The 11,790-nt window shown below is 59.3% G+C and carries 7 protein-coding genes; 3 read left to right on the forward strand and 4 right to left on the reverse strand.

Annotated elements, in window-relative coordinates:
• The first annotated feature begins 104 nt into the window (after nucleotides 1–104).
• Nucleotides 105–3,956 (forward strand): hypothetical protein, encoded by a 3,852-nt coding sequence (locus tag JW929_11965; GenBank protein MBN1440115.1) that lies wholly within the window; start codon nucleotides 105–107, stop codon nucleotides 3,954–3,956.
• A 444-nt stretch (nucleotides 3,957–4,400) separates the two neighbouring features.
• Here JW929_11965 and JW929_11970 read toward each other — a convergent pair whose 3' ends face one another.
• The 4 genes from JW929_11970 to JW929_11985 form a co-directional block, all read right to left on the reverse strand.
• Nucleotides 4,401–5,159 (reverse strand): hypothetical protein, encoded by a 759-nt coding sequence (locus JW929_11970; GenBank protein ID MBN1440116.1) that lies wholly within the window; start codon nucleotides 5,157–5,159, stop codon nucleotides 4,401–4,403.
• A gap of 391 nt (nucleotides 5,160–5,550) precedes the next feature.
• The gene (locus JW929_11975; GenBank protein MBN1440117.1) at nucleotides 5,551–5,913 is read right to left on the reverse strand and encodes a hypothetical protein; all 363 of its coding nucleotides are present in this window, start codon (nucleotides 5,911–5,913) and stop codon (nucleotides 5,551–5,553) included.
• Between the two features lie 273 nt (nucleotides 5,914–6,186).
• The gene (locus JW929_11980) at nucleotides 6,187–6,831 is read right to left on the reverse strand and encodes an L-ribulose-5-phosphate 4-epimerase (GenBank protein MBN1440118.1); all 645 of its coding nucleotides are present in this window, start codon (nucleotides 6,829–6,831) and stop codon (nucleotides 6,187–6,189) included.
• A gap of 88 nt (nucleotides 6,832–6,919) precedes the next feature.
• Nucleotides 6,920–8,518, reverse strand: a complete 1,599-nt coding sequence (locus JW929_11985; GenBank protein ID MBN1440119.1) for an FGGY-family carbohydrate kinase — start codon at nucleotides 8,516–8,518, stop codon at nucleotides 6,920–6,922.
• A 428-nt stretch (nucleotides 8,519–8,946) separates the two neighbouring features.
• On the opposite strand from JW929_11985, the gene JW929_11990 reads away from it, so the two are divergent.
• Both JW929_11990 and JW929_11995 read left to right on the forward strand, forming a co-directional pair.
• A complete protein-coding gene (locus tag JW929_11990; GenBank protein ID MBN1440120.1) occupies nucleotides 8,947–10,380 on the forward strand; it encodes an L-fucose/L-arabinose isomerase family protein in 1,434 nt (477 codons plus the stop codon).
• The gene (locus JW929_11995) at nucleotides 10,377–11,387 is read left to right on the forward strand and encodes an alcohol dehydrogenase catalytic domain-containing protein (GenBank protein ID MBN1440121.1); all 1,011 of its coding nucleotides are present in this window, start codon (nucleotides 10,377–10,379) and stop codon (nucleotides 11,385–11,387) included. The genes JW929_11990 and JW929_11995 overlap by 4 nt, the downstream gene beginning before the upstream one ends.
• Nucleotides 11,388–11,790: the final 403 nt, after the last annotated feature.

Here is an 11,790-nt window from a genome sequence, read left to right on the forward strand (position 1 = left end):
CCGTAGAAAGCACCTTCAATCTCTGGAAAAAAGGAAACGATACGCTAAGGAAATTATGCGCAATATTTTAGGGCGTTGTGTATAAAACCGAAGAGAACCGAGCCGTGTCGGCGTTTATCTCATTGGAATCGACCATCGATGAAATCAAAGCGAAGGCAAAGGACTTCGGATGGGCGGAAAGAATTGAATATGGGATCCCGTATGGCGAGAATTACTTATCGGAGGTTGGCCATTTGGGTGAATCCGATGAATTCTTCACCCCCGAAAGCCATGCGAAAAACTTGCTTAACATACTGACTCGACCGGATGCCTGCCCGGCCGCACAGGATGCCCCTCTCGATTACCGTACGGCTTACCTCCCCTGCGGGGAAGAAAAGAATCACCGTACTCTGGTTAACCCTGCGGTCTTACTTCCCATGCTTACCCCGCGCGAGATCGCGGGGGAAGACGAAAAAAGCGATACGGTTTTTTGGAGGCGTTTCCGGCAACTGGAACATCTGCTCATGGCTTCCCGCAAGCTGGAATCTCTCCGGGATGACGATCCCCATGCGGTCCTTTCCCACCTGGCGCAGGTGTCTGTGGATTTGGCGCGTCAATTACTCCGGGAACTGAAAAATCCGATTTTGGATGAAACCATCAGAAAGCAGGAAGAAGAAAGGCGCAGCCTTCTGGTGGGAAGGTTCTCAAGAAAAATGACACAAATCCGTCGATATTTAACCATCACGACTAAGAAAATAAAAAATTTTCCTACGATGTCCGTGACTGATTTGATTGCGAAATTGATGCGATCGGCAAGTGCGGCCGCTCGTATCGCGGAACAGCCGGGCGACGGATGGAGACAACAACGTGAAGAGTTGAATGACCTTATCGGAGGCTGGAATGCCATCGAAATCATTTTAAGAAATACATGGAACGAAATGGTGCAACAAAAGAACGAGTGGAAGCTTTCAGGAATGGAATCTACGATCGATGCGGAGTCGGCGAAAATCATCAAATGCCCTGAGGCGCGCGCGATATTGCCGTTGGTGGTAATCGACAGCCTGAATATGTTCAGCGACAAGCCGCTTTCCCGAAACCAGATCCATCAATTGTTCCGCTTGTTCAAACGATATCGGCGGATCGGCGTTTTTATCGTGGAAACCAGCGATGAGACGCCGTTTGATTCGACCATCGCGGACGTGGTGATCCGCCTTTCCTCGACCAAGGATCAGGGGTACGCCGTCCGCCATATCGAAATCGAGAAATCCCGGTACTCCAATCACGTCCGCGGCCTCCATCCATTTAAACCGATTAAATTCGAAAAGCTGTTTACCCCTCCCTTCCCTTTGAGGAATCCGCCTAGATCCACGCCCGAGAAAAAAGAACCGGCCCGATGCGGGATCGTCGTCTACCCTTCGTTGCACCATATCGTTCTAAAGACGGATTCGACGCAGAATCCGCGGACTTCGACGGATGATACCTATGCCAAAAAAACGTTTGCAGAATGCTTCGGGATCGACGATTTTGATTCCGTGCTTGCCAAAAATATATTCCGCGCACAACAGGTGACTGGAAGAATTGGGAAACAGGAAACGACCTGTCTTCGCGGAAATGTAATCATGATCGAAGGCGATCGAGGAACCCTTAAAACCAGTATTGCAATGAATTTTCTGGTGAAGGGACTGATCGATGAGACGCCGGAATCGGTGATGCTCATCCGGCTTTCCGACGTGCCGCTGATCGAGCAGCGGGATGAAGGGGAAGCAAAACAAAAATGGCCCATTCTGAGCAGTCAGATCAGCGAGACATTCGATTGGCAAAAGCTTGCCTATGCAAACACCGAAAGCGATTGGCAGAATATCGCGCCGATCAATAAAGTGCTTATTCGGAAATTCTGTTTACGCGGTCGGGAGGATACCCGCGACCATCCCAGTTCCGCATTGTTCGAATTGGATTTCAAGGGCGGATATATTCTGCCCGAGGAATTTGTCCAATTCGTCTGCGACGTGCTGATCCGGAGGGACGAGCGGAACGGCGAGAAAGCCGTCGCCAAGATCCGAAGAGTCGTCCTGGGCGACGTAAGCCAAATCGGCGTAAGCTATCCCTTTCTGCGGGAGAGCATGACTTCGGGAAACATCTTCCTGCCCACCTTTGTGCACCTCATGCGAAATTACGGAATCAGCCTGGTAATGGTGGGGACGCACAGCAATGTTCCCGAGGCCGACGAGGCGGTTAAGAAGGCCGCCACGCTGGCCGATGCGGTCCTATCGTGCAGGTTTGTGGATGTGTTCGGCCAACGGCATGTCGTGATCAGCGGTGGGATGACCGGAGCGGCGGAATACGAATCCAAGCTGCCGGTAATCCGCCGCGAAAGGATACCGGCAAGTGCTTCCAAGGAAATGATCGATTGTTTTAAATTGGAAAAGAACCATCTGGACGGCATAGTGGGTTTGGAAACCGCAAGTCCCCACCGTCCCGGCCTCATTCTTCACGTCTTTCAGGAGGACGGCAGGCTCCAGCCGGCTTACAACCAAGAGATGGCAGAGATGCTGCGCGCCGGTCTTTCCCGGCCGAACCGCAGAGAATTCGAATCGGAAAACGAAATTGACTTCGGAAAAGAATCCGACGCTTTGGATGTTGTGGTCCAGCCGTTTAACTCGCAATTGTCGGAAGCTATTCACGATTCCCTGGATGTCCTGAAGGATCGGCCGGTGAATCGCACCGTCTTGTGCACCGTGGATGAATTTTCCCGCAAGTCCGATGATGTAAAAAGGCAGTTCTACGAGATCACGGGCGTGAGGGATACCGAAGCAGACACGGGAGAATCCATCCTCGTAAGGGAGGAATTGGTCGATAAGCCGGAAGGGCGGATTTACGTTTGGCCTTACATTTGCAATGTTCTGCTTCTCGCGTATCGCCAAACGTGGTTTGAATCCCATACCAATATGACCCTTCAAAAGGGGACCGACGGAATTTGGGCTCCAACCAAATGGGATGAGATCTGGCAAGCGGTTGCTTCCCCCGAGTCGGAGAGGAACGGTGAAATTCGATTCTGGTTCGACCAAACCGCCCGCGAAACCCTATCCTGCATGGTAATTGATGCACTCATCGCGAAATTCAACGTCGATGGGAAGTACGTCGCGGATGATCCGGCGTTGGGGGTGAGGAAAGATTTCCTGGACAAGCTTCTGTACGAGAAGACCCGGCAATCATTGTGGTCGAATCCCGGGAACGAAAATGGGTTCAATCTCAATGCCGATGATTGGACGAAGGAACTCCGGGCATTGGCCCGCCTGCTTTCCATGGGGCACAAAGCCGTTCGGGTAATCGCTGCGGAGCGGACAAAGGATCCGGATCCATACGGCGCGGACGCGATGAACCTGATTCGCTCTAAAACTCTGGCATTGCCCGCAAAGGCCAACGTGTACGTGTGTTGGTACTCCCAATTGCGGGAATTGGTGGATTGGAATGCAGAACTCGCCAAAGACATGCGCGTCTGTCCGTTGCCGGGGGGCGGCTTTCGCGGCGATTGGTACATTGGTATCCTAAAAGGTTCGGTTAGCAAGGAGTTGGGGCGCGAGATTATTGAAAGACTCTGTCGTCCGGAAGAAGATTACAAGAGGTTTACGCGCGGCGTAGGGCTGCCCGTACGAAAACGCTTTTTTGAAGGGAGGAATAGATATTTCGCTTGGCCCTTGGCCATTGGCGACCTTGCACAAGACGGAAGGAGTCCCTCTTCGAAAAATGGTATTACCGTGCCGGTTTCGAAAGTCTTTGAAATTTATGACCGTGCATGGTCGCGGTCGGATATTGACGAATATACGAAAATCCGGTCGGCGCTTTCCCTCATGGCTGAACAAATCAGCTATCTGGATACGGAAGATGTTGAAAATGAAATTCTAAATCAATTTTTGGATGGCATTCTATACAGTCGATTGTCGGTGCAATTAGATATGCTCCGTAAGGCCGGAAAATAGGAGAATGGACAACCGCCGCGCAAAGCAACCGGCAAACCGCCTTTTCTTTGTCGCAGTTCAAGACAAAATAAATTGGATGCTTGAGAATCCGCCGGGAGTGGGTTCTCGGCAACAGGTCCGGATTCCGTCCGGTGTCGACCGACTCCGCGGGCTCCGATGCCCAAAGACACCGACATCGCTTTCGGGCGGCATTCCAATCGTTTGTGAGACCAAGAAAATCCGCGCTTATCCAACTCCGGGGGTCGGAAGAGCCTGTCGACGCTTGTAAACGTTCACGTACCCTTTCGGCGAGGACCGCCGTTCCATCCTTGATCGCGTGAAAAACCTACGCCGCGGCCCATAGAGCCCATCGTTTCTCCAATAACAACGCCCGGGAGCGGACATCGTCCGTGTCCTGTGGGTGGGTTCTCCTGCGGCGGACGCCCGATCGACGTTGGCCGCCTTTCAGACCGCCACGATCCGCACCATCAGCGGTTCGTCGTAGTCCGGCCCGATCCCGAATTGCTCGTCGGTCGGATCGCGGAAGTACCAGCGCTGGTAATATTTCCCGGGTTCGTCGGGCGCCTTCAAGGTGACCGAGAGGAACAAGGTTTGGTTCGGGGCGACGACTTCGTTGAGGAAAAAGTAGGCCGGCGCTTCCATTCGCGCGCCGGAATGCCAGTAGACAAAGTAGCTCGGATACCAGGTGCAGGTCCCCGCGTTGCGCAGCACCCAGGTGACGGTGAACGTGGAATCCATCGCGACCTCGGTGTTTTCGTAGATCGGCGCGGCATAACCGACGAAAAAGGCCGCGTTGCAGCGGGCGGTGAGCGTGTGCGTTAAAAGCGAGGCGGGATCGGTGGTCGGGGTGGAGCCGTTGTAGGTCGCCCGGCGCATGGCCCGGGTGTTGGTCGGGAAGGCGATGGTGGCGATCTCGCTCGGGGTGATGCTCGGCCCGACCGTGGCGGTGGGCGCGCCCGAGGGCGCCGAGAACGCGGTCGGTGTGGGCGAGGGCTGTTGGCGGGCCAGACCGGTGACCATCAAGGCCACGGTCTGCGCGGCGCGGGTCATCTCGGCTTCCGCCCCGCCGGCGGCCGAGCAGGCGGCGGCGAGGCCGGCAAATAGGATGATTGCGCCCGGGATCGAAAGAAGGTTCCGCGCGCGCAAGGACGACGCGGCGCTTAAGGATCGACCATAATTCTGGAACCTTGGCTTTTTATTCATCGGGTTCTCCGACGGGGATTATACCCTCGGCCGCCTCCTGCCGCAGCGAAGCGGACATTACCGAAAGCGGGAGAAATGGGGACCCGTTCGTATCGACGATGACTCTTCCCTGCCTATTCATCAGATGTGTATATTACGGCCCGGGAGATGTATGTGAGTGCTCCGAAAAGGCGGGACGGACTATGGGGTTAAGCGGGATGGGATCGGGTCGTACGGCAAGAGCTCGCCTTCCGGGTGTTAAATTCCAAATCCTATCCCCGCGGCGGCTGTAAACGGCGCCGTTGCGCAAGGCGGCGGTATTCCGATTCTCCGGTGCGCGGTTTTCCGCCCCCCGTCCATGAGAATGAAAGCGGGGCGGGGAGAGGAATTCGGGAATGAAGCGGTCGGTCCGTTAAGCCCGCCACCACTTCAACAGATTAAACCCACCCTGCGCTTCGGACGGCGCCGTTTTGCGCGGCGCGCCCTGCGCCCGAGGTGGCTCCTGATCCTCGGGCACGACGCTGGCCACCAGCTGGGAGATGACCGCCGGGGCGGCGTAGCCGTAGATCAACGCGTCTTTGGCGGCGGACAGGTTAAAAACCCACACAGTGAGTCCGCCGACCAGCGCCAGCATCAGAACCCCAAGCCAGAATTGGGGTCGTTTCAAATACGCCAGGGCGTCGGCCCGGTACCGGTTGCGGGCGATCCGCAGCGCGTCGGGCAGCAATCCTCCCAAACAGCCGATCAGGATTATCGCCGGATTGAACGCGGGCATGGCTCCTCCTTGGTGGTGGATTTTTCTGACGGTGATTCTCCTCCCGGGAGCGGTTCGCAGGGGTTGCGCCACACGGGATCTTGCCTGCGGATGATCCCGCGGCAGGCAAGAGGGTTGCTCGGAACAAAACAAGCGAAGGGTATGATTCCTGCGGATTGCCCCATTCGTGTTTCCGGATTCCATTATATGCCGGAGGGGAAAGGGAACGGCCCGTGCATTCCAGCCTTCTTTGGCATCCGGCCGCAACCCACTGATGTCGGGATCAGGCCCCGTTTACTTTTGCCCGTATTCCTCCAGGTAGCGCCGATGCGCGCGGGCGATCTCCTCGGCGGGAATCTCGTCCGGCGTCCCGACCTGCAGCGCGTAGAAAGCCGTGCGGGCGGCATCCTCGGCCATTACCGCCGCCTTGACGGCCGCCTCCGGCGTTTTCCCGATCGCGAATACCCCGTGGTTCTTCATCAGGATCGCCGGACTTGCCCCGATCGACCGGAGGATTTCCCTCCCAATTTCGTCACCGCCGATCTTCGCGTATGCGCCGACCGGAATCGGCCCGCCGAACTCGTCGCAAATCGCGGTCAGCACCGCCGGAATCGGCTTGCCGGCCGCCGCCCAGGCGGTGGCGAAGGTCGAATGGGTGTGGACCACGCCGTGGATATCCGGGCGGTGGCGGTAAACATACGTGTGGGCGAAGGTGTCGGAGGAGGGCTTGTGCGTCCCCTCAATCACCTTCCCGTCCGGATCGACGACGACCATGCCGGCGGGGGTCAGGTCCTCGTAACGGATCCCGCTGGGCTTGATGACGACCAACCCGGTTTCCGGATCGCGCCCGCTGACGTTGCCGGAGGTCCAGGCGACCAGGTTGTTTTTCGGAAGCTCTTTGTTCCAGCGGCAAACGTCCTGTCGGAGTTGATCGAGCATCCTGGTTATTGTCCTTTCTTCCGCACCCTGTTGTCCTCCCATTGGCCCTGCAAATGGAGGGACAACAGGGGGGCGGGGTGAGGGTTTCCTATCGTAAAGCTTCCACGGCGGTCTTTTCAATAACCAGCCCCAGCTTGTAGCGTTCCATGAACGCCGAAAAACCGGCGACGTCCGCCGGATCCGGATCGACGGTCGTGCCCGTCTGCCCCGCAAAGACCCTGTCGGCCAGGAACGCCTCCAGGGATTGCTTCTCCGCCTTGCGGAGCATGTAGGCGGCGAGCAGAGCCATCCCCCACGCACCGCCCTCGCCGGCGGTTTCCATCACCGAAACGGGGGCGTTCATCGCCGCCGCCATGATCCGTTGGCCGACTTGCTTGGTTTTAAAGAAGCCGCCATGGCCGAGAATCCGGTCGATCTTCACCCGCTCCTTCTCGAAAATTTCCAATCCGGTTTTCAGCGCGCCCAGCGCCGAAAACAGATGGGTGCGCATGAAGTTCGCAAGGGTGAACCGGCTTTCGGGAGTCCGGACGAACAGCGGACGCCCTTCCGCAAGCCCGGTGAGGTGCTCGCCCGAAAAATAATTGTAGGCCAGGAGCCCTCCGCCGTCCGCCTCCCCGGCCAGGCCCCGCGTATACAGCAGTTCGTAAAGCTTGTCTTCGGCCGTTTCCGCGCCCAGCGCCTCGGCGAATTCCCGGAACAGGGCGACCCAGGCGTTGAGGTCGGAGGTGCAGTTGTTGCTGTGGACCATCGCCACGGGCTTGCCGGCGGGCGTCGTCACCATGTCGATTTCCGGATACAGCTTTGAGAGCGGCTTTTCGAGGACGATCATGGCGAAGACGGAGGTGCCCGCCGAAACGTTGCCGGTCCGCTCGGCGACGCTGTTGGTCGCAACCATGCCCGTGCCGGCGTCCCCCTCCGGCGGGCAGAGTGGGATCCCCGCGCGCAGCCCGCCTTCCGGATCGAGCAAGCCGGCCCCTTCCTCGGTCAGGTTCCCCGCGGCTTCCCCCGCCATCAGGATTTTCGGCAGGATATCCTGAAGCTTCCAGGGAAGCTTTTGCGGGGCAAGCCGGTCCTCGAAAAGGCGCAGCAGGCGTCCGTCGTAGCCGTTGGTTTTTCCGTCGACGGGGAACATGCCTGAGGCTTCGCCGATCCCCAACACCTTGCGGCCGGTCAGCTTCCAATGCACGTAGCCCGCCAGGGTGGTCTGGAATCGAATATCGCGGACGTGAGGCTCCCGGTTTAGAACGGCCTGATACAAATGGGCGATGCTCCAGCGCTGGGGGATGGTGAATTGGAACAGCTCCGTAAGCTGTTCGGCGGCCGGAGCGGTGACGGTGTTGCGCCAGGTGCGGAACGGGACAAGCGGTTTTCCGTTTTCGTCGAACACCAGATACCCGTGCATCATCGCGCTGAAGCCGAGGGCGCCGACCGTCTGGAGCGGGACGCCGTATTTCTTCCGGACTTCGGCGCGAAGCCGGCGGAAGCTTTCCTGCAGTCCGCTCCAAATCTCGTCGAAATGATAGGTCCAAAATCCGTTTTCGTGCCGGTTTTCCCATTCGAAGCTTCCGGCGGCGATGGGCGCAGAATCCCGTCCGATCAGCACCGACTTGATCCGGGTCGAGCCGAACTCGATCCCCAGCGCGGTCTCGCCGCGGTCGATGGCGTTTGGAACGTCGTTTGGTTTCATACCCTTCTCCTGGGATTGGCGTCTACCGTCGAGTGCGCCTTCCGGCGGCGATGCCGGTTCCGCGGGCGCGGTTTGCGTTGCCGGAAGTCGACGCGGGAATTGCCGTGTGTTGCGGGATTATACCCTCTGCTGCCGGCCGGCGTTTGGGTGGGGACTGCCAAGAGGCGGGAAGCCCGAAGTCCTTGGTTTCCATATCCGTGGGGAAAGAAGCCGTTTCGCCTTCCCGCGCCGCAGGGTTGGCGCCCGGATCGAAATCTGGCCGGACCGTGCCGCATGGTGGCAGGGCGTGAGTCGGGGTAGAATCCGCTTGATAGACTGCAGAGCTCGATGGGCGCGGCATGCCGTCCGGCCGTTCCGGCATGGGAATCGGATGCCGCCGCTACTAAACCGGCTCCGGCTGATTCGGCCGGAATTCATTGGAGGAAATCATGAAACTCGAAGGGAAACCTGTCACTCTGGGCGTGATCGTCGGAAACCGTGGTTTTTTCCCCGCTCACTTATGCGACAGCGGGAGGAAAACCATCCTTAAGGTCCTGGAACAGGAGGGCATCCGGGCGGTATGCCTGACGCCGGACGACACCCAATACGGCGCGGTGTTCAGCCTGGGGGATTCGCACAAATGTGCGGACTTGTTTAAATCCCGCCGCGAAGAGATCGACGGGATCCTCGTCACCCTCCCGAACTTCGGCGAAGAAACCGCCATCGCCAACGCCCTGCGCTGGGCCGGATTGAAGGTTCCGGTGCTGATCCACGCCTTCCCCGACGATCCGGCCAAGATGACCCTGGCCGACCGGCGGGATTCCTTCTGCGGGAAGATGTCTTGCGCCTGCAACCTGCATCAGTATGGGATCCGCTATTCGCTGACAACCAATCACACCATGGATCCGGAAGGCGACGATTTCCGAGCCGACCTGCGCCGGTTCGCCGCCGTCTGCCGGGTCGTGCGCGGATTGCGGTCCGTCCGGCTGGGCATGATCGGCGCGCGGCCGGCCGCCTTCAAGACCGTCCGTTACAGCGAAAAGATCCTCGAGCGCAGCGGTATCTCGGTCGAGACGATCGACCTTTCGGAGATATTCGGCCGGGCGTGGAAGCTTGCGGATTCCGATCCCGGGGTCAAGACCAAATTGGAGGAGATCCGGGCCTATGTGCCGACGGCGGGAATCGACCCCCAGGCGCTCCTCAAGATGGCCAAGCTCGGGCGCGTGATCGACGGCTGGATGGAAGAAAACGAGCTGGCGGGAAGCGCCCTGCAGTGCTGGACCTCGATGGAGGAGTTCTACGGCGTGGTGCCCTGCACGCTGATGAGCATGATGAGCAACGGCCTGATGCCCGCCGCCTGCGAAACCGACATCACCGGACTGGTGGGCATGTACGCGATGGTGCTGGCGACGGGCAAGCCCTCGGCGTTGGTGGATTGGAACAACAACTTCGGCAGCGACCCCGACAAAGCGGTGATTTTCCACTGCTCCAATCTGCCGAAGGCCTTGTTTGAGGAAACGGGCAAGGAGGCGCCGGTGATGGATTACCAGGCGATCATCGCCGGGACGGTCGGCAAGCAGAACGCCTATGGCACCGTCGTCGGCCGCCTGCGGGCGGGGCCCATCACCTACTGCCGGGTCTCGACCGACGACCAAACCGGCTGGGTGGCCGCCTACCTGGGCGAGGGCGAGTTGACCGGTGAAAAGCTTGCCACCTTCGGCGGATACGGCGTGGTGAAGATCCCCAATTTCCAGAAGCTCTTGGCCCACATCTGCGACAACGGCTTTGAGCACCATGCGGCGATCAATCCCGCCCCCTGCGCGGCCGTCCTGGAGGAAGCCTTTACGAAGTACCTGGATTGGGAGGTATACCGTCATTCATGAGCGGTCCATCGATGAAGGTCGTCCGCCTGCATGCTCCCGGGGATTTGCGGCTCCACGAGGAGCCCGTGCCGAAAGCGGCTGCGGGCGAAATCCTCCTGCGTGTGTCCGCCGTTGGAATATGCGGATCGGATCTGCATTGGTTTGCGGAAGGGGCGATCGGCGAGGCGCGGCTGGCTGAGCCGGTGGTGCTCGGGCACGAATTCTCCGCGGCGACGCCTGACGGCCGACGGGTGGCGGTGGATCCTTCCATCCCTTGCGAAGAATGCGAGCATTGCCGCGAAGGGAATCCCAACCTGTGCGAGAAGGTTGTCTTCGCCGGATACGGGAAACAGGACGGCGCGCTGCGGCAGTACCTGGCCTGGCCGGAACGGGTCTGCTTTCCCATTCCGGATCAACTCAGCGACGCCGACGGCGTGATGCTCGAACCGCTGGGGGTGGCGATCCACGCCGTGGACCTGGCCCACTTGCGGCACGAGATGCGCGTGGCGGTGCTCGGCTGCGGACCGATCGGCCTGCTGGTCCTCCAACTTGTCCGCCTCTTCGGGGTGAAAAGCGTCCTCGCCACCGAGGTCCTGCCCCATCGCCTGGAGGCCGCGCGCGCGCTCGGGTTCGAGGATTGCCGCCTGGTGGATAAGCACGCCGTCGCCCTGGCCGGCGTTGATCCGCCGCACGTGGTTTTCGAGTGCGCCGGGGAAAACGCCGCGGTGGAAACGGCGGTGAACATCCTCCGCCCGGGCGGAAAAATCCTGCTGGCCGGGATTCCGCCCGACGACCGGACCGCTTTCCGCGCCTCGGTCGCCCGCCGCAAGGGGATCACCTTCATGCTGGTGCGGCGGATGAAGCACACCTATCCGCGCGCGATCGAGCTGGTGGAGCAGGGCTTGGTGGACGTGCGTTCGCTCGTCACCCACCGCTTCCCGCTGGAGAAGGCCGCCGAGGCGTTTGCGGCGGCCGTCAAGCGCGACGGGATTAAGGTAATCATCGAAATGCCGCCGCCGGGGACGTGACATTTCCGCAGTTGGGAAGTGGATATACAAACAAAGCCCGGCGCGCGCCGGGCTTTGTTTGTATGATCGTCGAAAAAGGAAAATTGTCGTTTTGCCCGCGCGCATTTGGCGGGCATCCAGCCTTGATCTCCCTTGGATTCCCGCTTGGACCACCCCTGGTGGATGCCATTTCGAAGGCGGCTCAACCCGGCGGGGTCGGACCCTGTGTGCGAGGGCGGGCGCAGGGAGAGGGGTTGGGGATGACGGGTAGGCCGAGCGATCACCGGAGGCTGGAGCTCGCCTGTTTTTCCCTTTAGCAGGGTGTTGAAAAAGCCGTAAAGGGTGTCATTGCGAGCGACCGCAGGGAGCGAAGCAATCTCCTTCGCTGGAAAAAGAGGGAGATTGCTTCGCCCGCCCCGGCGCG

This window comes from Anaerolineales bacterium (assembly GCA_016928575.1).
Lineage (GTDB): Bacteria > Chloroflexota > Anaerolineae > Anaerolineales > RBG-16-64-43 > JAFGKK01.